This is a genomic window from Pseudomonas sp. B6002 (assembly GCF_013385985.1).
Lineage (GTDB): Bacteria > Pseudomonadota > Gammaproteobacteria > Pseudomonadales > Pseudomonadaceae > Aquipseudomonas.
Genome location: NZ_JACAOY010000003.1, coordinates 19,566 through 43,676, shown reverse-complemented (window position 1 = coordinate 43,676; position 24,111 = coordinate 19,566). Strand labels below are relative to the sequence as shown.

Sequence of the window (24,111 nt, the reverse complement as noted above, 5' to 3'; positions counted from 1 at the left end):
ACGAGCCATCAGCGCAGCCTCTCCAGCCAGCCATCGAGACGACTGAAGGCATCACTGAAGGTGCGATCAAGTTGCAGCGGGGTAATCGAAACATAACCTTGCATCACCGCATGAAAGTCCGTGCCGGGGCCACCGTCTTCGGCATCGCCCGCTGCGGCAATCCAATAGCCTTCCTTGCCACGCGGGTCGACCACCTTCAACGGTGCCGCCGCACGGGCACGATGGCCCAGGCGCGTGAGCTGGATGCCGCGGATGTGGTCGAGCGGCAGGTTGGGAATATTGACGTTGAGCACAGTACGCGGCGGCAGGTCCAGCGAACCGTGGGCCTCTACCAGCTTGCGCGCGAAATAGGCGGCAGTGGGCAGGTTATCCAGTTGCCGCGAGGCAAAGGAAAAGGCAAACGAGGTCCGGCCAAGAAAGCGCCCTTCAAGGGCCGCCGCCACCGTGCCGGAATACAGCACGTCATCGCCCAGGTTGGCGCCGAGGTTGATCCCCGACACCACCAGGTCCGGCTCACGGTCCAGCAGGCTGTTGATTGCCAGGTGCACACAGTCGGTGGGCGTGCCGTTCACACTGATAAAGCCATTGGCCAGGACTTGCGGGTGCAGCGGACGGTCGAGCGTCAGCGAACTGCTGGCGCCGCTCTTGTCCTGGTCCGGGGCAACCACCACGCACTCGGCATAATCCTGCAGCGCAGCATGGAGCGCAGCAAGGCCGGGTGCGGTGGCACCGTCATCGTTTGATATCAGAATACGCATGGGTTGTCCGTCTGCCCCACCGGCACCAGATCAACAAGCTCGCGCACCAAGACAGTGGCGAAGCATCCGGCCGGCAGGACGAATTCCAATTGCAGAATGTCCAGCGACGGATAATGCCACGTCAACCCGCCAATGGGCAGTCGCAGAATGCGACGTTCCTGGCTCATGCCTGCCTTCACCAGCCAATCGCGCAAGTCGGCTTCACCGGCGGCGACGGCCTGCTCCAGTTCAAAGGTTGCGCCCGCGGCCGGTGAATCCCCCTCGCCCCACTGTGGTCCGGTGGGATGCAGGTCGAGAATCGCCAGGCGCGGATCGCTGCATTCAGCCTCCCCGGCCGGGAAGAAACTGCGGCTGTCGGTGAACGCCAGCAGATCGCCGACTTGCGCACGCTGCCAGGAGCCATCGGCCACCCGCGCCGCCAACACTTTGTTGAACAGGTAACTGCGCGCCGTGGACAGCAGGCGTGAACGCACATTGCGCTGCTCTGGCAAGGCTTTGCGCGCCGCCCACTCGCGAGCATCCACCACATTGCCACCGTTGTGGCCGAAGCGCTGGGCGCCGAAATAATTGGGAATGCCGTGTTGTGCAATCAGTTGCAACCGCGCATCGATGGCGGCGGTGTCACCGGCCAGCTGGGTCAGGCGCAGGGTGAAACCATTGGCCGAATGTGCGCCGCGTTGCAGCTTGCGTTTGTGACGCACGATTTTCAGGATCTTGAGCGTGTCGTTTTCTGCACCGCTCATGTCCGGGTCGGCCTTGCCGGGCAGTTGCACGCTGAACCACTGGCGGGTCAGCGCCTGGCGATCCTTGAGCCCGGCATAGCTGACCGTGCGCAACGGCACGCCCGCCGCCTTGGCGATACGCCGCGCAGCTTCCTCAGTATTGAGGCCACGCTTCTCCACCCACAGCCAGAGGTGCTCGCCGTCACCGGTCAGTGGGATGTCCAGCACTTCGTCGACTTGGAAATCTTCAGCCGTGGCTTTGAGTACCGCGCTGCCCAAGGCCTCGCCATAGGCCCGCGGGCCCAGCAGTTGCAGGTCATTCATGCGCGCAGCAACAAGGCAACGGAGTGCACCGCGATGCCCTCTTCACGACCGGTAAACCCGAGCTTTTCGGTGGTGGTGGCTTTCACGTTCACTTGATCCAGTTCAATTTGCAGGTCTGCGGCGATCAGCGTACGCATCGACTCGATATGCGGCGCCATTTTCGGTGCCTGGGCCACGATGGTGTTGTCGACGTTGCCGACCTTCCAGCCCTTGGCGTGGATCAGGCCGACCACGTGACGCAACAGCACACGGCTGTCCGCGCCCTTGAAGGTCGGGTCGGTGTCCGGAAAATGCTTGCCGATGTCACCCAACGCCGCAGCGCCGAGCAAGGCATCGCTCAAGGCATGCAACACGACATCGCCGTCCGAATGAGCCAGCAACCCATGGTGATGTGCAATGCGCACGCCACCCAGGGTGATGAAATCGCCGTCGGCGAAACGGTGCACATCATAGCCGTGACCAATACGCATAAAAAAACGCCCCGATTTAATTCAGGGCGTGATTCTACCTACTTTTGCCTGACATTAACCGAGCAAAGCACGTCCGTGATGACGCAAATGATCGTCAATGAAGCTGGCGATAAAGAAGTAGCTGTGGTCATAGCCGGGTTGCAGGCGCAGTTCCAGCGGATGGTTGGCCGCCTTGGCCGCTTGCTGCAGGGCTTCGGGCTTGAGCTGGACTGCGAGGAAATCGTCACGGTCGCCCTGGTCCACCAGCAGTGGCAGTTTTTCCGAGGCTTCGCTGATCAGCACGCAGGCGTCCCATTCGCGCCACTTGGAGCGCTCTTCGCCCAAATAACGCGAGAAGGCCTTCTGGCCCCACGGACAATCCATCGGGTTGTTGATCGGCGAAAACGCCGACACCGATTGGTAACGCCCGGGGTTGCGCAGCGCACACACCAGCGCGCCATGGCCACCCATGGAATGGCCACTGATGCCACGTTTGTCCGAAGCCGGGAAATGCGCCTCAACCAGTGCCGGCAGTTCCTGCACCACGTAGTCATGCATCCGATAGTGCTTGGCCCAAGGCTCCTGCGTGGCATTCAGATAGAAGCCCGCCCCGAGGCCGAAATCCCAGGCGTTGTCCGGGTCACCTGGCACCCCGGGGCCACGGGGGCTGGTGTCCGGTGCCACGATGATCAACCCCAGTTCGGCCGCCATGCGCTGGGCGCCGGCCTTCTGCATGAAGTTCTCGTCGGTGCAGGTGAGACCGGACAGCCAGTACAACACCGGCAGCTTGCCGCCCTGCTCCGCTTGCGGCGGCAGGTAGACGGCGAAGGTCATGTCACAACCCAACACATCGGAATGATGCTTGTAGCGTTTATGCCAGCCGCCGAAGCTCTTCTGGCACGACAGGTTTTCCAGACTCATGGCCGACCTCAGAAGTGGATGACGGTACGAATGCTCTTGCCTTCATGCATCAGGTCAAACGCTTTGTTGATGTCTTCCAGGCCCATGGTGTGGGTGATGAAGGTGTCCAGCGGGATCTCGCCGGTCTGGGCCATTTCCACGTAGCTTGGCAATTCGCTGCGGCCGCGCACGCCGCCGAACGCCGAACCGCGCCAGACGCGCCCGGTGACCAATTGGAATGGGCGGGTAGCGATTTCCTGGCCAGCACCGGCCACGCCGATGATCACCGACTCGCCCCAGCCTTTGTGGCAGCACTCTAGGGCGGCGCGCATCAGTTGCACGTTGCCGATGCATTCGAAGGAGAAGTCCACGCCGCCGTCAGTCAGGTCGACGATCACATCCTGAATCGGGTGATCGTAGTCTTTCGGGTTGATGCAATCGGTAGCGCCCAGTTGCTTGGCGATTTCGAACTTGGCCGGGTTGATGTCGATGGCAATGATGCGACCAGCCTTGGCCTTCACCGCGCCGATCACCGCCGACAAACCGATACCGCCCAGGCCGAAGATGGCCACGGTGTCACCCGGCTTGACCTTGGCGGTGTTGATCACCGCACCGATGCCGGTGGTGACGCCGCAACCCAGCAGGCAGACCTTTTCCAGCGGCGCTTCTTTAGGAATCTTGGCCACGGAAATTTCCGGTAGCACGGTGTACTCGGAGAAGGTCGAGGTGCCCATGTAGTGGAAAATCGGCTGGCCCTTGTAGGAGAAACGCGTGGTGCCGTCCGGCATCAGGCCCTTGCCCTGGGTGGAGCGAATGGCCTGGCACAGGTTGGTCTTGCCCGACAGGCAGAATTTGCACTTGCCGCATTCCGGGGTGTACAGCGGGATCACGTGGTCGCCCACGGCCACCGAGGTCACGCCCTCGCCGATCGCTTCAACCACCGCGCCGCCTTCGTGACCGAGGATCGACGGGAAGATGCCTTCCGGGTCTGCACCCGACAGGGTGTAGGCGTCGGTATGGCAGACACCGGACGCGACCACGCGCAACAGCACCTCGCCGGCCTTGGGCATGGCCACATCCACTTCAACGATCTCGAGGGGCTTCTTGGCTTCAAAGGCTACGGCGGCGCGGGACTTGATCATCCGGGTTTCTCCAGGGGGTTAAAAACTGAGACGGTAAGTGTAAAACATGGCCTGTTGATTAATAATCCAGCCAAAAGCAAAACTTTATTGCCGTACAGGGATAATCACCATGTTGGAAAACCGCTGGGAAGGCATTGATGAGTTCGTCGCTGTAGCCGAATGCAGCCAATTCACCGCCGCGGCCGAGCGACTTGGGGTATCTTCGTCACACATCAGCCGGCAAGTGGCACGCCTGGAAGAGCGCCTGCAAACCCGCCTGCTCTATCGCAGTACGCGCAAGGTGACGCTGACCGAAGCTGGCCAGACCTTTCTGCAGCATTGCCAGCGCCTGCAGGATGGACGTGAAGAAGCCCTGCGCGCAGTCGGCGACCTCACCAGCGAGCCCAAGGGCATGTTGCGCATGACCTGCGCGGTGGCGTACGGCGAACGCTTTATCGTGCCGCTGGTCACGCGGTTCATGGCGCTCTATCCGCAATTGCGCGTGGACATCGAACTGACCAACCGCCAACTGGACCTGGTGCACGAAGGCCTCGACCTGGCGATCCGCCTGGGCCGCCTGCAGGATTCACGCATGGTTGCCAGCCGCCTGGCGCCCCGGCGCATGTACCTCTGCGCATCGCCGTCCTACCTGGAGCGGTATGGTCGGCCACATAGTTTGTCGGAATTGAGTCGGCACAATTGCCTGATCGGCAGCTCGGATATCTGGCAACTGGCACAGGACGGGCGGGAATTTTCCCAGCGTGTGCAGGGAAACTGGCGCTGCAACAGTGGGCAGGCGGTGCTGGATGCCGCACTTCAGGGCGTGGGGTTGTGCCAGTTGCCGGATTATTACGTGCTGGAGCATCTGCACAGTGGTGCGTTGGTGTCGCTGTTGGAAGCGCATCAGCCGCCGAATACGGCGGTGTGGGCGTTGTATCCGCAGCAGCGGCATTTGTCGCCGAAGGTCAGGAAGCTGGTGGACTTTTTGAAGGCTGGTTTAGCCGAACGCCCCGAATATGAACACCCTCTGTAGGAGCCGGCTTGCCGGCGATGAGGCCAGTTGCAGCATCGTAAGCCTCGAGGACGCCATCGCCGGCAAGCCGGACTCCTACAAGGGATCCCGGTTGGCCCATCGCAATCTGAGCCACTCCAGATCTTCCGGCCGGGTTACTTTGATATTGTCCGAACGCCCTTCAATCAGGCGCGGTGCCTGGCCGGACCATTCCATGGCCGAGGCTTCATCGGTGATCACCGCATCGGCCACCAAGCTGTCCGCTAGCGCACGATGCAAAGCACCCAGGCGGAACATCTGCGGCGTGTAGGCCTGCCAGATCAAACTGCGGTCGACGGTTTCCACCACCCGACCGTGCTTGTCGACCCGCTTGAGCGTGTCGCGGGCTGGCACCGCCAACAGGCCGCCGACGGGGTCGTCCGCCAGTTCAGCCAACAGTTTGTCGAGGTCGTCGCGACTCAGGTTCGGCCGCGCCGCATCATGCACCAACACCCAGTCGTCATCGCTGGCGCCCAGGGCATTGAGGTGCAGCAAGGCATTGAGTACCGAGCCCGATCGTTCCGAGCCGCCGTCCGCACGCAGAATACGCGGGTCGGCCGCACACGCAAGGCCAGGCCAATAAGGGTCATCAGAAGCAAGACTGACCACCAGGCCCTTGAGGCAAGGATGGTCGAGGAAACAGCCGAGGCTGTGTTCAAGAATAGTGCGCCCGCCCAGTTGCAAGTACTGCTTGGGACGGTCCGCAGCCATACGGGCACCCACGCCCGCGGCAGGAATCACGGCCCAGAAGACCGGTGAGGAGTTGCTCATTGGGCCAACTGGTAGAGGGTTTCACCCTCCTTGACCATGCCCAATTCATGACGAGCCCGTTCTTCAACGGTCTCCGTGCCTTTTTTCAACTCAAGCACTTCGGCATCGAGGACGCGGTTGCGCTCCAGCAGACGTTCGTTTTCGGCATGCTGGTCGGCAATTTGCTGGGTCAGTTCTTTCACCTGCGCAAAGCTGCCATTACCCACCCAAAGGCGGTATTGCAGGCCAGCCAGCAACAAGAGCAAGACGAGGAACAACCAATTGGGACTGCGCATCGAAATCCGGGTATCCAGTAAAAAAAGACAGCCATGCAAAACTTTTGAAGCAACTGATAGCACGAAGCCTGGAAAAACCAGGCTTGTGCTTGATAGCCATCAGATTAGCGCCGAAATCCACTCCATCGAGTTTTTTCCGACGCAACCCGTCGACTTTTTACCATGCTTTACATCAAGTAGCGATCAGCCGCGGAACTCGCCACGACCGTTGTACTTGGCCTTGCCAGCCAGTTGCTCTTCGATGCGCAGCAATTGGTTGTACTTGGAAACGCGGTCGGAACGGCACAGGGAACCGGTCTTGATCTGACCCGCCGAAGTACCCACGGCCAGGTCGGCAATGGTGGAATCTTCGGTTTCGCCGGAGCGGTGGGAGATCACGGCGGTGTAGCCCGCAGCCTTGGCCATCTGGATGGCTTCCAGGGTTTCGGTCAGGGTGCCGATCTGGTTGAACTTGATCAGGATCGAGTTGGCGATCGACTTGTCGATGCCTTCTTTCAGGATCTTGGTGTTGGTCACGAACAGGTCGTCGCCCACCAATTGGATCTTCTCGCCGATTTTGTCGGTGAGGACTTTCCAGCCAGCCCAGTCGGACTCGTCCAGGCCGTCTTCGATCGAGATGATCGGGTAGCGCTCGGTCAGGCCTTTGAGGTAGTCAGCGAAACCTTCGGAGGTGAACACGTGGCCTTCGCCGGACAGGTTGTATTTACCGTCCTCGTAGAACTCGCTGGCCGCGCAGTCCAGGGCCAGGGTCACGTCGGTGCCCAGCTTGTAGCCAGCGTTGGCCACGGCTTCGGAGATCACTTTCAGTGCATCTTCGTTGGACGCCAGGTTTGGTGCGAAACCACCTTCGTCACCCACTGCAGTGCTCAGGCCACGGGCCTTCAGCACAGCCTTGAGGTGGTGGAAAATCTCGGTGCCCATGCGCAGGCCTTCGGAGAAAGTCTTGGCGCCAACCGGCTGCACCATGAATTCCTGGATGTCGACGTTGTTATCGGCGTGCTCGCCACCGTTGATGATGTTCATCATCGGAACGGGCATCGAGTACACACCCGGGGTGCCGTTCAGGTTGGCGATGTGAGCGTACAGCGGCAGGTCCTGGTCCTGGGCAGCAGCCTTGGCAGCGGCCAGGGACACAGCGAGGATGGCGTTGGCGCCCAGGCTGCCTTTGTTCTCGGTGCCGTCGAGCTTGATCATCGCCAGGTCGAGGGCTTTCTGGTCAACAGGGTCTTTGCCCAGCAGCAGGTCGCGGATCGGGCCGTTGATGTTGGCGACGGCCTTGAGCACGCCCTTGCCCAGGTAACGGCTCTTGTCGCCATCACGCAGTTCCAGCGCTTCGCGCGAACCGGTAGACGCACCGGACGGCGCGCAGGCGCTGCCGATGATGCCGTTATCGAGAAGCACGTCAGCTTCGACGGTGGGGTTGCCACGGGAGTCGAGAACTTCACGACCTTTGATGTCGACGATTTTTGCCATTGTTGTAAACACTCCAAAGTTGACGAAAACGCTCTATACCGCTCGATTTAACTTGTGGTGCAAATTGCTTCTTTGTAGGAGCCGGCTTGCCGGCGACGGGGCCCGTTAGATCGCCACAAGGCTTGAAGGCGCCATCGCCGGCAAGCCGACTCCTACACAGGGATCGTGATGTTACGCGGTTTCGACGGCAGGGAAACGCTTGACCAGTTCGTCCAACTGCTTGAGCTGGGTCAGGAACGGCTCCAGCTTGTCCAGGCGCAGGGCGCAAGGGCCATCGCACTTGGCGTTGTCCGGGTCCGGATGGGCTTCCAGGAACAGGCCCGCCAGCGACTGGCTGATGCCCGCCTTGGCCAGGTCCAGCACCTGGGCACGGCGCCCGCCCGCAGAGTCGGCGCGACCACCGGGCATTTGCAGCGCGTGGGTCACGTCGAAGAACACCGGGTATTCGAACTGTTTCATGATGCCGAAACCGAGCATGTCCACCACGAGGTTGTTGTAGCCGAAGCTCGAACCGCGCTCGCAGAGGATCAACTGGTCGTTACCCGCTTCCACACACTTGTTCAGGATGTGTTTCATCTCCTGAGGTGCGAGGAACTGGGCTTTCTTGATATTGATCACAGCGCCGGTCTTGGCCATCGCGACGACCAGGTCGGTCTGGCGCGACAGGAAGGCCGGCAACTGGATGATGTCGCACACCTCGGCGACCACGGCAGCCTGCTCAGGCTCGTGGACGTCGGTGATGATCGGCACGCCGAAGGCTTGCTTGATGTCCTGGAAGATCCGCATGCCTTCTTCAAGGCCCGGGCCGCGATAGGAGGTCACGGACGAACGGTTGGCCTTGTCGAAGCTGGCCTTGAATACGTAAGGGATACCGAGTTTCTCGGTAACCTTGACGTACTCTTCGCAGACCTGCATCGCCATGTCGCGGCTTTCCAGCACGTTCATGCCGCCAAACAGCACCATGGGCTTGTCGTTGGCAATCTCGATGTCGCCGACGCGAATGATCTTCTGGGCCATCAGGGTTACGCCTTCTTCTGGTGTTGCGTCAGTGCAGCCTTGACGAAACCGCTGAACAGCGGGTGACCGTCACGCGGCGTCGAAGTGAACTCAGGGTGGAACTGGCACGCCACGAACCATGGATGATCCGGTGCTTCAACCACTTCAACCAGCGCGCCATCACCGGAGCGACCGGAGATTTTCAGGCCGGCTTCTTTGATCTGCGGCAGCAGGTTGTTGTTCACTTCGTAGCGGTGACGGTGACGCTCGACGATCACGTCCTTGCCGTAGCAGTCGTGAACCAGCGAGCCCGGCTCCAGCAGGCAGTCTTGCGCGCCAAGGCGCATGGTGCCGCCCAGGTCGGACGCTTCGGTACGGACTTCAACGGCGCCGGTGGCATCTTCCCACTCGGTGATCAGGCCCACGACCGGGTGGCCGCTCTTGCTGTCGAACTCGGTGGAGTTGGCGTCTTTCCAGCCCAGCACGTTACGGGCGAACTCGATGACGGCCACTTGCATGCCCAGGCAGATACCCAGGTACGGTACTTTGTTCTCACGAGCGTACTGCACGGCAGTGATCTTGCCTTCCACGCCACGCAGGCCGAAACCGCCCGGGACGAGGATCGCGTCGACACCTTCGAGCAGCGCAGTGCCCTGGTTCTCGATGTCTTCAGAGTCGATGTAGCGCAGGTTGACCTTGGTACGGTTGCTGATACCGGCGTGGCTCATCGCTTCGATCAGCGACTTGTACGCGTCCAGCAGCTCCATGTACTTGCCGACCATGGCGATGGTGACTTCGTGCTCAGGGTTGAGCTTGGCGTCGACCACGGCGTCCCACTCGGACAGGTCCGCACCACCGCATTGCAGGCCGAAACGCTCGACCACAAAATCGTCCAGGCCTTGCGAGTGCAGGATGCCCGGGATCTTGTAGATGGTGTCGGCGTCTTCCAGCGCGATCACCGCACGTTCTTCAACGTTGGTGAACTGCGCGATCTTGCGACGCGAGGAGATGTCGATCGGGTGATCGGAGCGGCACACCAGCACGTCCGGCTGCAGGCCGATGGAACGCAGTTCCTTGACCGAGTGCTGGGTGGGCTTGGTTTTGGTCTCGCCGGCGGTCGCGATGTATGGCACCAGGGTGAGGTGCATCAGCATCGCGCGCTTGGCGCCGACTTCGAAACGCAACTGGCGGATGGCTTCGAGGAACGGTTGGGATTCGATGTCACCCACGGTGCCACCGATCTCGACCATCGCCACGTCGGCGTCGCCTGCACCCTTGATGATGCGGCGCTTGATTTCGTCGGTGATGTGCGGGATCACCTGGATGGTTGCACCCAGGTAGTCACCACGGCGCTCTTTGCGCAGCACGTGCTCGTAAACACGGCCAGTGGTGAAGTTGTTGTTCTGGGTCATGGTCGTGCGGATGAACCGCTCGTAGTGGCCCAGGTCCAGGTCGGTCTCGGCGCCGTCATGAGTGACGAACACTTCACCGTGCTGGAACGGGCTCATGGTGCCCGGGTCAACGTTGATGTACGGGTCCAGCTTGAGCATGGTGACCTTAAGTCCCCGCGCCTCCAGGATGGCCGCCAATGAAGCGGAGGCAATGCCTTTCCCCAATGAAGAAACAACACCGCCCGTGACGAATATGTAGCGCGTCATGAAAAACCCTAGAAGTCTGCGTTAAAGCGGTCCGAGCCGCCGGGGAAAGCGAAGGAAGGCCGAAGCCCCCGATCACCTGCATTAATCACAGTGCACCTTTCAAAAAAACCGCCGCGTTGTGACAGACCAGCAGTGAAACACCGGTACGTTGATCGCTACACATTTTTTGGAATCGCCCAGCAAAGACTGCTTGGTAATCGGCAACTGCTGCGATTCAGGAGAATCCACAGAAGTTGTATCAAGAAGGGAGCGTAGTCTACCGGAAAGGCTCTATCAGCTCAAACCTCTATCGCAGGTCTGTGGCGTCCAATGCAATTGCCAGTCGGTTGCCGGGCCGCGCCACAGCCCGGCAAGGGTTGGGGCAGCCAGCAATTGCTCGCCCTCATACAGCAGCGGCAATCTGCCACGGATGAAGCCCGGCACCCCGCATTCATTAAGCAGGCGCTTCAAGTCACGCCGCCCGCGACCTGGCACTTCCACGATTTCACCGCCGTGGCGATAGCGAACCTCAAAGGGCCCTTCGGGCGCCTTGCCGACAAATTCCAGCTGGCCATTGCCGGGCAACGCCAGTGGTTTTTTTGGACGAATCCAACTCACTGCGTCGCCCGAAAAATCCGACCAAGTGACAGGCAACCACCAGATGCGCTCGCCACAACGGTGCAATTCACCGTCCGCCAGGCGCCATAGGGGTTGGGCATCACCCTTGGCATCGCGCAAGGCGTTCCAGCCAGCCCAGTGGTCGCTGTCGGGCAAACGGGTCAGAGGGTTCAACCAATGACGCAAGGCATTTCTTTGACGGGCGTCAGAAAGCTCGCGCAATGGCGCAAGAGCCAGGGATGGTAAAGGCAGCCAGGGAAAGGGTGAGGGTTGATCGGCAGCGTGCAGATCCATCCGAGCCAGCTCATCCAACAGGCCCTGGGCTTCACTCAGATGCTCAGCAGTACGCGCCAGGCTCGAGACGGCCTGGGGCCAGCGCTCGGTGAGCACGGGAAAGACGCGATGACGCAAGTAATTGCGGGAAAAACGCGGGTCGGCATTCGAGGGGTCTTCGATCCATTTGAGCTGATGCTCTTGGGCGTAGGCTTCCAGCGCTTCACGCGAGACATCCAGCAGAGGCCGCACCAGGTAACCATCCGCCAATGGGCGCTGCACCGGCATGGCCGCCAACCCGCGCACGCCTGCCCCGCGTAGCAAGCGGAAGAGCAGGGTTTCAGCCTGGTCATCGCGATGCTGGCCCGTCAGCAGCACCTGCCCTGCCCCGGTCACCTCGGCAAAGGCCTGGTAGCGTGCGTCACGGGCGGCACGCTCAAGGCTGGCACCGGGCTGGACCTGTACGCGCATGACCCGCAGCGGCACGCCCAACTTGTCGCATACCGACTGACAATGCTCCGGCCACAGGTCAGCAGCCGCTTGCAGGCCATGGTGCACATGCACAGCACTGAGGTGTGGCAGGGTTTCGGTGCTTGTCAAAGAGGCCAGGAGGTGCAGCAGGACGGTGGAATCAAGGCCACCCGAGAATGCGATGTGCCAGGCCGGGGCGTTGCGCCAGGGGGCCAGGGTTTGCAGGAGTTTGGCAGGCAGAGCTGGTTTCATCACAGGTTACCGCTGCAAATCTGGAGTACGTCAGCCCAGCATACACAAAGCAAATGTGGGAGCGGGCTTGTGTGGGAGCGTGGCTTGCCCGCGATGCAGGCGCCTCGGTTATGCAGTTGCACCGAGGTGACGCTATCGCAGGCAAGCCAGCTCCCACACAAGCCGGCTCCCACATTGGGTATTGCGTGGGTCTTAGAGACCGTAGCTCATCAGGCGCTCGTAGCGACGGGCCAGCAACGCTTCGTTATCCAGCTTCTTGAGCATCGCCAATTGCGAAGCCAGCTCAGCACGAATGGTGGCAGACGCGGCAGCCGGGTCGCGGTGGGCGCCGCCCAAGGGCTCGGCGATAACCTTGTCCACGATACCCAGGCCTTTGAGGCGATCAGCGGTGATGCCCATGGCTTCCGCAGCGTCCGGTGCCTTTTCTGCGGTTTTCCACAGAATCGAGGCGCAACCTTCAGGCGAGATCACCGCGTAGGTCGAGTATTGCAGCATGTTCAGTTGGTCGCACACGCCAATGGCCAGTGCACCACCGGAACCACCTTCACCAATCACGGTGGCGATGATCGGGGTTTTCAGGCGGGCCATGACGCGCAGGTTCCAGGCGATGGCTTCGCTCTGGTTGCGTTCTTCGGCGTCGATACCTGGGTAAGCACCCGGGGTGTCGATGAAGGTCAGGATCGGCATCTTGAAACGTTCAGCCATTTCCATCAGGCGGCAGGCTTTACGGTAACCTTCCGGACGCGGCATACCGAAGTTGCGGCGCACTTTCTCACGCACTTCACGGCCTTTCTGGTGACCGATCACCATCACCGGCTGGTCGTCCAGGCGAGCGATACCGCCCACGATGGCCGCGTCGTCAGAGAAGTGACGGTCGCCGTGCAGTTCGTCGAACTCGGTGAAGATGTGCTGGATGTAGTCCAGGGTGTACGGACGGCGCGGGTGGCGGGCCAGGCGCGCGATCTGCCAGCTGGTCAGCTTGCCGAAGATGTCTTCGGTGAGCGTCTTGCTCTTGTCTTGCAGGCGGGAGATTTCATCGCCGATATTCAGCGAATTGTCATTGCCGACCAGGCGCAGCTCTTCGATCTTGGCTTGCAGGTCAGCGATCGGCTGTTCGAAATCAAGAAAATTCGGGTTCATAAGCGTCCGTCTTGGGTCGACGGCCAGGGAGTGCCTGGCCAGCCGGTTGTCTATTCGCGCCCTACCTTAAGGGAGAGGCGCGTTTAGGTCGAGATTAAATGTTCAGTCGAGATCAGGTGCCCTGACCGTCAACGGTATTGGAGGAAGACGTTGTCTCGCCCGAACTGGTCACGCAAAGCTTGAATCAAGCCATCGGCGGGATCAATTCGCCAGGTCTCGCCAAACTGCAACATGGCCTTGGCGTCGCTGCCGGTGTACTCCATGGTCACCGGGCACGCACCACGGTGGCGTTTGAGCAGGTCACCCAACCAGCGTAGCTGATCGCCCTTGAGCGCTTCAGTTTTCACCTTCAAGCGCAGGCTTTCAGCCAGGTTGGTGCGGGCATCTTCCATGCTCATCACCCGCTTGATCCGCAGGCGCAGGCCGCCGGAGAAGTCATCGTTGCTGACCTCCCCTTCCACCACCACCATGGCGTCGGTCTGCAGCAGCGACTGGGCGGAGTGGAACGCGTCGGCAAACAGCGAGGCTTCGATACGGCCCGAGCGGTCGTCAAGGGTGATGAAGCCCATCTTGTCGCCCTTTTTGTTCTTCATTACCCGCAGGGCGATGATCATGCCGGCAACGGTCTGGGTATCCCGAGCAGGCTTGAGGTCGATGATGCGTTGACGGGCGAAGCGGCGGATCTCGCCTTCGTACTCGTCAATCGGGTGACCGGTGAGGTACAGGCCCAAGGTGTCTTTTTCACCCTTGAGGCGCTCCTTGAGGGTCAGCTCCTTGGCCTTGCGGTGGTTACCGTACACATCGGCATCTTCCTCGACGAACAGCCCGCCAAACAGGTCGGCGTGACCACTGTCGTGGGTGCGCGCGGTTTGCTCGGCGGCCTTGATCGCTTCTTCCATGGCGGTCAACAGCACCGCGCGGTTACGGTCGATGTTCGCCTGGTAGGCCTTGGGCTCATCATGGAAATACGGGCCAAGACGGTCGAGTGCACCGCTGCGGATCAGGCCATCGAGGGTTCGCTTGTTGATGCGCTTGAGGTCAACCCGCGCGCAGAAGTCGAACAGGTCCTTGAACGGCCCGTCCTGACGCGCCTCGGTGATCGCTTCCACCGGACCTTCACCCACACCCTTGATCGCGCCCAGGCCATAGATGATGCGGCCTTCGTCGTTCACCGTGAACTTGAACTCCGAGGCGTTCACGTCCGGCGCGTCGAGGCGCAGCTTCATGGTGCGCACTTCCTCGATCAAGGTCACGACCTTGTCGGTGTTGTGCATATCCGCCGACAGTACCGCAGCCATGAACGGCGCCGGGTAGTGAGCTTTCAGCCAGGCGGTCTGGTACGACACCAGGCCGTAGGCGGCGGAGTGGGATTTGTTGAAGCCGTAACCCGCGAACTTCTCTACCAGGTCGAAGATGTTACCGGCCAGGTCCGCGTCAATATTGTTGGTGGCGCAACCCTCAATGAAACCGCCACGCTGCTTGGCCATTTCCTCGGGTTTTTTCTTACCCATGGCTCGACGCAACATGTCCGCGCCGCCGAGTGTGTAACCGGCCATCACCTGGGCGATCTGCATCACCTGTTCCTGGTACAGGATGATGCCGTAGGTCGGTGCCAATACAGGCTTGAGGCCTTCGTACTGGTAGTCGGAGTGCGGGTACGCCAACTCGGCGCGGCCGTGCTTACGGTTGATGAAGTCATCCACCATGCCCGATTGCAACGGGCCCGGACGGAACAGCGCCACCAGTGCGATCAAGTCTTCCAGGCAGTCGGGCTTGAGCTTCTTGATCAGCTCCTTCATGCCGCGGGATTCAAGCTGGAACACCGCCGTGGTTTCGGCTTTTTGCAGCAGGGTGTAGGTCGGCTTGTCGTCCAGCGGGATGAACGCGATGTCCAGCGGCTCCTCGCCCACCTTGGCGCGGTCGCGGTTGATGGTCTTGAGCGCCCAGTCGATGATCGTCAGGGTTCGCAGGCCGAGGAAGTCGAACTTCACCAGGCCGGCCGCCTCCACGTCATCCTTGTCGAACTGGGTTACCAGGCCGTCGCCTTCTTCGTCGCAATAGATCGGCGAAAAGTCTGTGAGCTTGGTCGGGGCGATAACCACACCACCGGCGTGCTTGCCAACGTTACGCACCACGCCTTCGAGCTTGCGGGCCATATCCCAGATTTCGGCGGCTTCTTCATCGACCTTGATGAAGTCACGCAGGATCTCTTCCTGCTCAAAGGCCTTTTCCAGGGTCATGCCGACTTCGAACGGGATCATCTTCGACAGGCGATCCGCCAGGCCGTAGGACTTGCCCTGCACCCGCGCCACGTCACGGATTACCGCCTTGGCCGCCATGGAGCCGAAGGTGATGATCTGGCTGACCGCGTTGCGACCGTATTTCTCGGCCACGTATTCGATGACGCGGTCACGACCGTCCATGCAGAAGTCGACGTCGAAGTCGGGCATGGAAACCCGTTCCGGGTTCAGGAACCGTTCGAACAGCAGGTCATATTCCAGCGGGTCGAGGTCGGTGATCTTCTGCACATAGGCTACCAGCGAGCCAGCACCTGACCCCCGGCCAGGCCCCACAGGCACGCCGTTGTTCTTGGCCCACTGGATAAAGTCCATCACGATCAGGAAGTAACCGGGGAACCCCATCTGGATGATGATATCCAGCTCGAAATTCAGCCGGTCGACATACACCTGGCGCTTGGCGTCGTAGTCTTCGGTGGTGTCCTTGGGCAGGAGGACCGCGAGCCGCTCTTCCAGACCATCAAACGACACTTTGCGGAAATACTCATCGATGGTCATGCCATCGGGAATCGGGAAGTTGGGCAGGAAGTGCTTGCCCAGCTTCACTTCGATATTGCAGCGTTTGGCGATTTCGACGGAGTTTTCCAGCGCCTCGGGCAGGTCGCTGAACAGCTCGGCCATTTCATCGGCGCTTTTGAGGTACTGCTCTTCGCTGTAATTCTTCGAACGACGCGGGTCATCCAGGGCCCGGCCTTCGCCGATACACACGCGAGTTTCGTGGGCCTCGAAGTCTTCCTTCTTGATAAAGCGCACGTCGTTGGTGGCCACCAGTGGCGCGCCCAGCTTGTCGGCCAGAGCCACAGCTGCGTGCAGGTGCTCTTCATCGTTGGGGCGGTTGGTGCGCTGGACTTCCAGGTAGAAACGGTCGGGGAAGACCTGCATCCACTCGCTGGCCAGCACTTCGGCTTCCTGGGGATTGCCGCCCAGCAGCGCGATACCGATCTCACCCTCTTTAGCGGCCGACAGCATGATCAGGCCTTCGCTGGCCTCGGCGACCCACTCGCGCTCGATGATGATCGAGCCATTGCGCTGGCCGTCGATAAAGCCGCGGGAAATCAGCTCGGTGAGGTTGCGGTAACCCACGCCATTCATCGCCAGCAGGCTAATGCGGCTCAAGGGGTTATCCGGGTCTTTGTTGGAGAGCCACAAGTCGGCGCCGCAGATCGGCTTGATGCCAGCGCCCATGGCGTTCTTGTAGAACTTGACCAGGGAACACATATTGTTCTGATCGGTCACCGCGACCGCAGGCATGTTCATGCCCACCAGGGTTTTGACCAGCGGTTTGATCCGTACCAGGCCGTCGACCAGGGAGTATTCAGTGTGCAGGCGTAGGTGAACGAATGAAGCCGGCATAGTGATCTCTTATACGTGGAAAACAACAAGGCCCGGATTGTACCGGGCCTTGGCAAAAACATCAGCCTCGCGACTAAACCTCGCTGAGGCTCTCCCGCGCCTCGTAAGCCTGGCGCACCGGGGCGAACGAGCGGCGGTGGATCGGCGTGGGCCCCAGGCGAGCCAGGGCTTCCAGATGAACGGGCGTCGGGTAGCCTTTATGCCCACCCATGCCGTAGCCGGGGTAGATCAATTCGAAAGCCGCCATTTCACGGTCACGGCTGACCTTGGCCAGGATCGAGGCGGCGGCAATGGCTGGCACCTTACTGTCCCCCTTCACCACCGCTTCAGCTGGCATGGCCAGCTTGGGGCAACGGTTGCCGTCGATCATCGCCAGTTTTGGCGTGACGTGCAGGCCTTCCACCGCGCGCTGCATCGCGAGCATGGTGGCATGGAGGATGTTCAACTCGTCGATTTCCTCGACCTCGGCTCGGGCGATATGCCAGCTCAGGGCTTTCTCGCAGATCTCGTCGAAAAGCTTTTCGCGGCGGGCCTCAGTGAGCTTTTTCGAGTCGTTGAGACCGAGGATCGGGCGGTTCGGATCAAGAATCACCGCGGCCGTGACGACAGCACCGCACAACGGGCCGCGCCCTACTTCGTCAACGCCGGCCACCAATTCATGGGCTTCGGCAACCAGACTGAAATCCAGACCCATTTGCGTCGTCATAGGGCTTCCTGTTTGTGGCCGATCAAGGTCAGCACGGCATCCGCCGCCTGGTTCGACGCATCACGGCGAAGGGTGCGGTGAATCTCGTCAAAGCCACGGGTTTGCTCTTCGCCACCCTCGATCAGCGGGAAGAGGGTTTGCGCCAGGGCTTGCGGCGTCGCATCGTCCTGTAACAACTCCGGCACCAGCAGGCGCTGGGCCAGCAGGTTGGGCAAGGAGATGTAAGGGCTTTTGACCATGCGCTTGAGAATCCAGTAGGTCAGCGGCGCCAGACGATAGGCCACGACCATCGGGCGCTTGTACAGCAAGGCTTCCAGGGTGGCGGTACCGGAGGCGATCAACACCGCATCGCAGGCCGCCAACGCCAGGTGCGACTGACCGTCGAGCAAGGTCAACGGCAGGTTGCGGCCTTCCAGCAGTGTTTCGATCTGTGCCCGGCGTTGCGGGCTGGCGCACGGCAGCACAAAACGTACCCCGGGCTTCAAGGCCATCAAACGCTCGGCAGCATCAAAAAACAGCGCCCCCAGCCGACCGACTTCACCGCCGCGACTGCCCGGCATCAATGCGACCAACGGGCCGTCAGGCAAACCCAACTCGGCACGGGCAGCCACGCGGTCGGCTTGCAGCGGAATGGCGTCGGCCAGGGTGTGGCCAACAAACCGCACCGGTACGCCCTTTTCTTCGTAGAACCTGGCCTCAAACGGCAGCAGGGTCAGCATCAGGTCGCAGCCTTCACGGATCTTCAGCACGCGCTTCTGCCGCCACGCCCACACTGACGGACTGACGTAATGCACGGTCTTGATCCCGGCCTGACGCAACTTGAGTTCGATATTAAGAGTGAAGTCCGGCGCGTCGATTCCGATAAAGACGTCGGGCTTTTCTTCGATGAGCGTCTGGATCAGCAGCTTGCGGCGGGCGAGCAGCTCACGCAGCCGGCCCAGCACTTCCACCAACCCCATGACCGACAAACGCTCCATGGGAAAGTAGGAAGTGAGGCCTTCGGCCTCCATCAGCGGGCCACCCACGCCAATGAACTCCACCGCAGGATGCTGGGCCTTGAGGGCCCGCATCAAACCTGCACCCAGAATATCGCCGGAAGCTTCTCCGGCCACCAACGCGATACGCAGATTGGCCATGATCAGCGGGTGATGCCGCGAGTCGACGCCTGGATCGAGTCGCGGAACACGGCGACTTCCGGGAACTGTGCTGCCGGCTCGGCCAGTTCGGCCAACGCCTGGTCAACAGTCAGCCCCTGGCGGTAGACCACCTTGTAGGCACGACGCAGGGCGTGAATCGCATCTTCGCTGAAACCACGACGGCGCATGCCTTCGAAGTTCATGCTGCGCGCTTCAGCCGGGTTGCCGAATACCGTGACAAACGCCGGCACATCCTTGCCGATGGCGGTGCCCATGCCGGAAAAGCTGTGGGCGCCGATATGGCAGTACTGATGCACCAGGGTGAAACCGGACAGGATCGCCCAATCATCAACGTGCACATGGCCCGCCAGGGCGGTGTTGTTGACCAGGATGCAGTGGTTGCCGATCACGCTGTCGTGGCCGATGTGCGCATAGGCCATGACCAGGTTGTGGTCGCCCAGCGTGGTCTCGGCACGATCCTGCACGGTGCCACGGTGAATGGTCACGCCTTCACGGATGATGTTGTGATCACCGATTACCAGGCGTGTTTCTTCACCCTTGTACTTCATGTCCGGGGTGTCTTCGCCTACCGAGGAGAACTGGTAGATGCGATTGTGTTTGCCAATGCGGGTCGGACCTTTGAGGATCACGTGCGGCCCGATGACTGTCCCCTCGCCGATTTCCACACCTGCGCCGATGATCGACCAAGGGCCGACCTCAACGTCGGCGGCCAGTACGGCCGACGGATCGATGATTGCGCGAGGGTCAATCAAACTCATAGTTTGCGTTCCGCGCAGATGATCTCAGCGGAGCACACTGGCTTGCCGTCGACCGAGGCCTGGCACTCGAACTTCCAGATCTGGCGCTTGCAGCTGATGAACTTGGCTTCCAGGATCAACTGGTCACCCGGCGTGACCGGGTTGCGGAAACGCAGCTTGTCGGAGCCCACGAAATAGTAAAGCGTGCCGTCGGCAGGCTTGAGGTCGAGCATTTTGAAACCAAGGATACCGGCAGCCTGGGCCATCGCTTCGATGATCAGCACGCCTGGCATGATTGGATGCGCAGGAAAGTGACCATTGAAGAACGGTTCGTTGATGCTGACATTCTTGTAGGCACGAATGCGCTTTTCCTCGACATTGAGGTCCACTACGCGGTCCACCAGCAGGAACGGGTAACGGTGAGGCAGGTATTCGCGAATCTCGTTGATGTCCATCATTTCGGGGGGAAGCCTGTAATAAAGATTGGGGGCGGGCGAACTAAAGCACGCCCCGCTAGCAAATCAAGGAGGCAGTCTAGCGGCTGTGCACACTTGATATGGAAATGGTATCAGCCTTCTGATGAAGCATTACCGCCAGGGGTCACGTCTCCAACACGCTTTTCCAGCTGTTTGAGACGTCGAGCCATGTCGTCGAGCTGCCTCAAGCGCGCTGCACTCTTGCGCCATTCAGCGGCGGGCTGCATGGCGGTTCCGGATGAGTAGGCCCCGGGCTCGGTAATCGAGTGGGTGACCATGGTCATGCCGGTAATGAAAACGTTGTCGCACACTTCGATATGCCCCACCAGCCCAACGCCACCGGCGAGCATGCAATGCTTGCCGATCTTGGTGCTGCCGGAAATACCTACGCACGCGGCCATGGCGGTGTGATCGCCGACCTGTACGTTGTGGGCGATCTGAATCTGGTTGTCGAGCTTCACGCCATTGCCCAGCACGGTATCGGCCAGGGCCCCGCGATCGACAGCGGTGTTGACGCCGATTTCCACGTCATCGCCGATCAATACACCGCCCACCTGGGCGATCTTGTTCCAAATGCCTTTCGAATTGGCGAAGCCGAAGCCCTCGCCACCGATCACAGCACCCGACTGGATGACCACGCGCTCACCGATACGTACATCGTGATACAGGGTCACACGGGGCGCCAACCAGCCATCGGCACCAATGGTGCAGCGGGCGCCGATAAAGCAATGCGCACCCACCGTTACCCCGGCCGCAATGCGCGCGCCACTTTCGATCACCGCAAAGGCGCCAATGCTTGCCGCAGGATCAACCTGGGCATCATCGGCGATCACCGCAGACGGATGAATCCCGGCTGCGGCCTTGGGTTTTGGATCGAACAGGTGCGACGCCCGTGCATAAGCCAGGTACGGGTCAGCTACCACCAATGCATCCCCCGTAAACCCTTCGGCGTCGGCGGCCTTCAGCAACACGGCTGCGGCTTGGCTATCAACCAGGTATTTACGGTATTGAGGATTTGCGAGGAAGCTCAACTGAGCTGGGCCAGCCTCCTGCAAGGTGGCTAGCCCAGTGATTTCTTTCTCCTTGGAGCCACGCAAGGTGGCCCCCAGGAACTCGGCCAACTCGCCGAGCTTGATAGTCGCGGTCATGGCTTACTTCAGCTGGTTCATGCGCTCGATCACCTGACGGGTGATGTCGTATTGAGGCTTGACGTCGATCACAGCGCCACGCTCGAACACCAGGTCAAAGGCACCTTTCTTGATGACTTCTTCCACAGCACTGTCGAGTTTCGGCTTCAGCTGTTTCAGCATTTCACGGTCGGCAACAGCCTTGGCTTCGTTCAGCTCTTTGGACTGGAACTGATAGTCACGGGCCTTTTGCTTGAACTCAAGCTCCAGACGCTCGCGCTCGCCTTGCTGCATCTTGTCACCACCGGCAACCAGACGATCCTGGATACCCTTGGCGCTGCTTTCCAGCGTCTTGAGCTTGGTCAGTTGCGGACCGAACTTCTTCTCGGCATCCACGGCGTATTTCTTGGCCGCGTCCGACTCCAGCAGAGCCATCTGATAGTTCAGGACGGCGATTTTCATTTCGGCGAAGGCCGGGGTGGTTACCAGCACAGTTGCCAGCAGAACCAATTGAGTCAACTTACGCACGATGTACTCCTACAGAATCCGTTGTCGTTATCTTGGGTCAGACGCTTAGAACGTCTGGCCGAGGGAGAATTGGAAAATCTGGGTTTCAGCGTTATCCGGTTTCTTGATCGGCATGGCCAGAGCAAAGCTCAACGGGCCGAGCGCAGTCACCCACGTCACACCCACACCCACGGAACTGGCGAGGTTACTCAGACTGATATCGTTGCACTGAGTCTGAGACTTCACGCCACTCGGGTTGGTGATCTGGTCGCACTTGGAGTCGAACACGTTACCCACGTCCCAGAATACCGAGGTCCGCAGCGAACGCTGATCCTTGACGAATGGCAGCGGGAACAGAATTTCCGCACCACCCTGGATCAACACGTTGCCACCGAACGGCAGCGGGTCGTTGTCCGAGTCAGCCACTGTGCCATTGTTGCCGGTTACGCCAACACCACGGCTCGGAGTACCACGCGGGCCGAGGGTGCTGTCCTTGAAACCACGTACAGAGTTAAAGCCACCTGCGTAGTAGTTCTCGTAGAACGGTAGACCATGAGTCGAACCATAACCATCGCCATAACCCAATTCGGTGTGCAGGCGCATGGTGTAGTTATCGCTCAGTGGCTGGAACAACTGGCCACGGTAGTCGAGCTTGAAGAACGACAGGTCGCTGCCCGGCGTGGTGGCTTCCAAAGTCAGGCTCTGGGAGTGGCCACGGGTCGCCAGTACGCCTTTGTTCAGGGTCGACTCGGACCAACCGGCCGATGCCTTGAAGTTCAGGAACTTGTCACCTTCGGTACGCACGAAGTTGAAGATCTCGTCCACGGTGTACACACCAGTCTTGATCTCATCCTGTTGCGCGGTCAGGCCGAACGTCAAACGCGAGGTTTCGCTGATCGGATAACCGATGTTGACACCGGCACCCAGGCTGTCGATCGCATAGCTTGCAACGTCAACGTCGAGGTCTTTGTAGTCGGTGGTGCGATAGAAGGCGTTGTAGCCCAGGCTCACACCGTCAGCAGTCCAGTAGGGGTCGACATAACCGAAGTTATAGCGGCTCTGGTATTCGCTTCGGGTCAGGCCGATGGAAACCTTATTACCGGTACCGAGGAAGTTGTTCTGGGTAATCGAACCACCGAGGATCAGGCCGGCACTCTGTGCAAAGCCGACGCTGGCGGTGATCGAACCCGACGCTTGCTCTTCTACGGCGTAGTTCACGTCAACCTGGTCATCCACACCCGGTACAGCCGGGGTCTCAACGTTGACTTCCTTGAAGAAGCCCAGGCGCTCAAGACGGGTCTTGGACTGGTCGATCAGGTAAGTCGACGCCCAGCCACCTTCCATCTGGCGCATTTCACGGCGCAGCACTTCGTCCGCAGACTTGGTGTTGCCACGGAAGTTGATACGGTTCACGTAGGCACGCTTGCCTGGATCGACAACGAAGGTGATGTCCACGGTGTGGTCATCATCATGCGGGGTCGGTACGCCGTTGACGTTGGCGAAGGTGTAGCCTTCGTTACCGAGGCGGCGGGTGATCAGTTCGGAAGTGGTGGTCATCAGCTTGCGCGAGAACACTTGGTTCTTCTGCACCAGCAGCAGGGCCTTGACCTGGTCTTCAGGGACTTTCAGGTCACCGCTGAGCTTCACATCACGAACGGTGTACTTCTCACCTTCGTTGACGTTGACTGTGATGTAGACGTGCTTTTTGTCCGGAGTGATGGACACCTGGGTCGAAGCGATATCCATGTTGATATAGCCACGGTCCAGGTAGTAGGAACGCAGGCGCTCCAGGTCACCGGACAGCTTTTCACGGGCGTACTTGTCATCGTTCTTGAAGAACGACAACCAGTTGGTGGTCTTGAGTTCGAACAGGTCGATCAGGTCGTCATCAGAGAACTTGGTGTTGCCCACCACGTTGATGTGCTGAATGGCGGCCACGGTGCCTTCGTTGATGTTGACCTTCAGGCCGACACGGTTACGAGGCTGCGGGATCACTTCCGTTTCCACGGTCGCGGAATAGCGGCCCTGGGCAACGTACTGGCGTTGCAGTTCGTTACGCACACCCTCGAGTGTGGCGCGCTGGAAGATCTCGCCTTCGGCCAGGCCGGATTGCTTGAGGCCCTTCATCAGGTCTTCAGTAGAGATCGCCTTGTTACCCTCGATCTCGATACTGGCGACGGAAGGTCGCTCGACGACGGTGATGACCAGGACGTTGCCTTCGCGACCCAGTTGGATATCTTGAAAGAACCCGGTTTTGAACAGCGCACGAGTGGATTCCACCAGGCGACGGTCATCAGCCTGTTCCCCGACGTTCAACGGCAAGGCACCAAAGACGCTACCTGCGGAAACCCGCTGGAGGCCGTTGACGCGAATATCGGAGATAGTGAAGGACTCGGCGTGAACTTCGGCGATCATCAATACGGTGAGAACCGCAGTTAGCAGCAGACGTTTCATGAAGTCCTTTCTTATTCCAACTGGCAATAAACAAACTGCCGCAAAATGCGGCAGATTCGCAATTCA

At 60.2% G+C, this 24,111-nt stretch carries 21 protein-coding genes; 1 reads left to right on the top strand and 20 read right to left on the bottom strand.

From position 1 onward, the window contains the following. Positions 1-8: 8 nt before the first annotated feature. Genes surE through HX792_RS03020 form a run of 5 tightly spaced genes read right to left on the bottom strand, consistent with a single transcriptional unit; the run spans position 9 to position 4,295 of the window. Entirely contained in the window at positions 9-758 is a 750-nt protein-coding gene (gene surE, locus HX792_RS03040) for a 5'/3'-nucleotidase SurE (RefSeq protein WP_176994709.1), read from the bottom strand. Beyond that, entirely contained in the window at positions 746-1,804 is a 1,059-nt protein-coding gene (truD, locus tag HX792_RS03035; RefSeq protein WP_176994708.1) for a tRNA pseudouridine(13) synthase TruD, read from the bottom strand. Before truD ends, surE begins: the two co-directional genes overlap by 13 nt. Further along, positions 1,801-2,274, bottom strand: a complete 474-nt coding sequence (gene ispF / locus HX792_RS03030) for a 2-C-methyl-D-erythritol 2,4-cyclodiphosphate synthase (RefSeq protein WP_176994707.1) — start codon at positions 2,272-2,274, stop codon at positions 1,801-1,803. The genes truD and ispF overlap by 4 nt, the downstream gene beginning before the upstream one ends. Positions 2,275-2,328: 54 nt before the next feature. Further along, the gene (gene fghA / locus HX792_RS03025) at positions 2,329-3,174 is read right to left on the bottom strand and encodes an S-formylglutathione hydrolase (protein ID WP_176994706.1); all 846 of its coding nucleotides are present in this window, start codon (positions 3,172-3,174) and stop codon (positions 2,329-2,331) included. An 8-nt stretch (positions 3,175-3,182) separates the two neighbouring features. Beyond that, positions 3,183-4,295 (bottom strand): S-(hydroxymethyl)glutathione dehydrogenase/class III alcohol dehydrogenase, encoded by a 1,113-nt coding sequence (locus tag HX792_RS03020; RefSeq protein ID WP_176994705.1) that lies wholly within the window; start codon positions 4,293-4,295, stop codon positions 3,183-3,185. A 109-nt stretch (positions 4,296-4,404) separates the two neighbouring features. Here HX792_RS03020 and HX792_RS03015 point away from each other — a divergent pair, with 109 nt between their 5' ends. Beyond that, positions 4,405-5,307 (top strand): LysR substrate-binding domain-containing protein, encoded by a 903-nt coding sequence (locus HX792_RS03015; RefSeq protein ID WP_176994704.1) that lies wholly within the window; start codon positions 4,405-4,407, stop codon positions 5,305-5,307. 75 nt (positions 5,308-5,382) lie between these two features. Here the strand turns inward: HX792_RS03015 and ispD are convergent, their stop codons facing one another. From ispD to bamA, 15 genes are all read right to left on the bottom strand, one after another. Further along, positions 5,383-6,096, bottom strand: a complete 714-nt coding sequence (gene ispD / locus HX792_RS03010; RefSeq protein ID WP_176994703.1) for a 2-C-methyl-D-erythritol 4-phosphate cytidylyltransferase — start codon at positions 6,094-6,096, stop codon at positions 5,383-5,385. Then, the gene (ftsB, locus tag HX792_RS03005; RefSeq protein WP_017137157.1) at positions 6,093-6,371 is read right to left on the bottom strand and encodes a cell division protein FtsB; all 279 of its coding nucleotides are present in this window, start codon (positions 6,369-6,371) and stop codon (positions 6,093-6,095) included. The genes ispD and ftsB overlap by 4 nt, the downstream gene beginning before the upstream one ends. 183 nt (positions 6,372-6,554) lie before the next feature. Further along, a complete protein-coding gene (eno, locus tag HX792_RS03000) occupies positions 6,555-7,844 on the bottom strand; it encodes a phosphopyruvate hydratase (protein ID WP_176994702.1) in 1,290 nt (429 codons plus the stop codon). A gap of 171 nt (positions 7,845-8,015) precedes the next feature. Continuing rightward, positions 8,016-8,861 (bottom strand): 3-deoxy-8-phosphooctulonate synthase, encoded by an 846-nt coding sequence (kdsA, locus tag HX792_RS02995; protein WP_176994701.1) that lies wholly within the window; start codon positions 8,859-8,861, stop codon positions 8,016-8,018. 5 nt (positions 8,862-8,866) lie between these two features. Continuing rightward, positions 8,867-10,498, bottom strand: a complete 1,632-nt coding sequence (locus tag HX792_RS02990; protein ID WP_034096253.1) for a CTP synthase — start codon at positions 10,496-10,498, stop codon at positions 8,867-8,869. A 273-nt stretch (positions 10,499-10,771) separates the two neighbouring features. Beyond that, positions 10,772-12,091 (bottom strand): tRNA lysidine(34) synthetase TilS, encoded by a 1,320-nt coding sequence (gene tilS / locus HX792_RS02985; protein ID WP_176994700.1) that lies wholly within the window; start codon positions 12,089-12,091, stop codon positions 10,772-10,774. Between the two features lie 192 nt (positions 12,092-12,283). Continuing rightward, the gene (locus tag HX792_RS02980) at positions 12,284-13,231 is read right to left on the bottom strand and encodes an acetyl-CoA carboxylase carboxyltransferase subunit alpha (protein ID WP_016974415.1); all 948 of its coding nucleotides are present in this window, start codon (positions 13,229-13,231) and stop codon (positions 12,284-12,286) included. A 128-nt stretch (positions 13,232-13,359) separates the two neighbouring features. After that, positions 13,360-16,881: a DNA polymerase III subunit alpha gene (gene dnaE / locus HX792_RS02975; protein ID WP_176994699.1), complete on the bottom strand. Its 3,522-nt coding sequence runs from the start codon at positions 16,879-16,881 to the stop codon at positions 13,360-13,362. Between the two features lie 73 nt (positions 16,882-16,954). Beyond that, on the bottom strand, positions 16,955-17,587 hold the full coding sequence (gene rnhB / locus HX792_RS02970; RefSeq protein ID WP_176994698.1) for a ribonuclease HII: 633 nt from the start codon (positions 17,585-17,587) through the stop codon (positions 16,955-16,957). Beyond that, complete coding sequence (gene lpxB, locus HX792_RS02965) at positions 17,584-18,723, bottom strand: lipid-A-disaccharide synthase (RefSeq protein WP_176994697.1); 1,140 nt, start codon at positions 18,721-18,723, stop codon at positions 17,584-17,586. Before lpxB ends, rnhB begins: the two co-directional genes overlap by 4 nt. A gap of 2 nt (positions 18,724-18,725) precedes the next feature. Beyond that, positions 18,726-19,502, bottom strand: a complete 777-nt coding sequence (lpxA, locus tag HX792_RS02960; RefSeq protein WP_176994696.1) for an acyl-ACP--UDP-N-acetylglucosamine O-acyltransferase — start codon at positions 19,500-19,502, stop codon at positions 18,726-18,728. After that, on the bottom strand, positions 19,499-19,939 hold the full coding sequence (gene fabZ, locus HX792_RS02955) for a 3-hydroxyacyl-ACP dehydratase FabZ (RefSeq protein WP_003172281.1): 441 nt from the start codon (positions 19,937-19,939) through the stop codon (positions 19,499-19,501). Before fabZ ends, lpxA begins: the two co-directional genes overlap by 4 nt. Positions 19,940-20,049: 110 nt before the next feature. Continuing rightward, positions 20,050-21,105: a UDP-3-O-(3-hydroxymyristoyl)glucosamine N-acyltransferase gene (gene lpxD, locus HX792_RS02950; protein ID WP_176994695.1), complete on the bottom strand. Its 1,056-nt coding sequence runs from the start codon at positions 21,103-21,105 to the stop codon at positions 20,050-20,052. Positions 21,106-21,108: 3 nt separating this feature from the next. After that, positions 21,109-21,612 carry an OmpH family outer membrane protein gene (locus tag HX792_RS02945; protein WP_003172279.1) on the bottom strand — a complete coding sequence of 168 codons (504 nt, stop codon included), beginning with the start codon at positions 21,610-21,612 and terminating at the stop codon, positions 21,109-21,111. 45 nt (positions 21,613-21,657) lie between these two features. After that, positions 21,658-24,045: an outer membrane protein assembly factor BamA gene (gene bamA / locus HX792_RS02940; RefSeq protein WP_176994694.1), complete on the bottom strand. Its 2,388-nt coding sequence runs from the start codon at positions 24,043-24,045 to the stop codon at positions 21,658-21,660. Positions 24,046-24,111: the final 66 nt, after the last annotated feature.

What these genes read in the sequence shown, in the direction of transcription:
- HX792_RS03020 (WP_176994705.1), bottom strand. Translation starts at nt 4,295, where the DNA reads ATGATCAAGTCCCGCGCCGCCGTAGCCTTTGAAGCCAAGAAGCCCCTC.
- dnaE (WP_176994699.1), bottom strand. Translation starts at nt 16,881, where the DNA reads ATGCCGGCTTCATTCGTTCACCTACGCCTGCACACTGAATACTCCCTG.
- surE (WP_176994709.1), bottom strand. Translation starts at nt 758, where the DNA reads ATGCGTATTCTGATATCAAACGATGACGGTGCCACCGCACCCGGCCTT.
- ispF (WP_176994707.1), bottom strand. Translation starts at nt 2,274, where the DNA reads ATGCGTATTGGTCACGGCTATGATGTGCACCGTTTCGCCGACGGCGAT.
- eno (WP_176994702.1), bottom strand. Translation starts at nt 7,844, where the DNA reads ATGGCAAAAATCGTCGACATCAAAGGTCGTGAAGTTCTCGACTCCCGT.
- HX792_RS02980 (WP_016974415.1), bottom strand. Translation starts at nt 13,231, where the DNA reads ATGAACCCGAATTTTCTTGATTTCGAACAGCCGATCGCTGACCTGCAA.
- rnhB (WP_176994698.1), bottom strand. Translation starts at nt 17,587, where the DNA reads ATGACGACGCAAATGGGTCTGGATTTCAGTCTGGTTGCCGAAGCCCAT.
- HX792_RS02990 (WP_034096253.1), bottom strand. Translation starts at nt 10,498, where the DNA reads ATGACGCGCTACATATTCGTCACGGGCGGTGTTGTTTCTTCATTGGGG.
- kdsA (WP_176994701.1), bottom strand. Translation starts at nt 8,861, where the DNA reads ATGGCCCAGAAGATCATTCGCGTCGGCGACATCGAGATTGCCAACGAC.
- lpxB (WP_176994697.1), bottom strand. Translation starts at nt 18,723, where the DNA reads ATGGCCAATCTGCGTATCGCGTTGGTGGCCGGAGAAGCTTCCGGCGAT.
- tilS (WP_176994700.1), bottom strand. Translation starts at nt 12,091, where the DNA reads ATGAAACCAGCTCTGCCTGCCAAACTCCTGCAAACCCTGGCCCCCTGG.
- truD (WP_176994708.1), bottom strand. Translation starts at nt 1,804, where the DNA reads ATGAATGACCTGCAACTGCTGGGCCCGCGGGCCTATGGCGAGGCCTTG.
- ispD (WP_176994703.1), bottom strand. Translation starts at nt 6,096, where the DNA reads ATGAGCAACTCCTCACCGGTCTTCTGGGCCGTGATTCCTGCCGCGGGC.
- HX792_RS03015 (WP_176994704.1), top strand. Translation starts at nt 4,405, where the DNA reads ATGTTGGAAAACCGCTGGGAAGGCATTGATGAGTTCGTCGCTGTAGCC.
- fghA (WP_176994706.1), bottom strand. Translation starts at nt 3,174, where the DNA reads ATGAGTCTGGAAAACCTGTCGTGCCAGAAGAGCTTCGGCGGCTGGCAT.
- ftsB (WP_017137157.1), bottom strand. Translation starts at nt 6,371, where the DNA reads ATGCGCAGTCCCAATTGGTTGTTCCTCGTCTTGCTCTTGTTGCTGGCT.
- fabZ (WP_003172281.1), bottom strand. Translation starts at nt 19,939, where the DNA reads ATGATGGACATCAACGAGATTCGCGAATACCTGCCTCACCGTTACCCG.
- lpxD (WP_176994695.1), bottom strand. Translation starts at nt 21,105, where the DNA reads ATGACCGCGACTATCAAGCTCGGCGAGTTGGCCGAGTTCCTGGGGGCC.
- lpxA (WP_176994696.1), bottom strand. Translation starts at nt 19,502, where the DNA reads ATGAGTTTGATTGACCCTCGCGCAATCATCGATCCGTCGGCCGTACTG.
- bamA (WP_176994694.1), bottom strand. Translation starts at nt 24,045, where the DNA reads ATGAAACGTCTGCTGCTAACTGCGGTTCTCACCGTATTGATGATCGCC.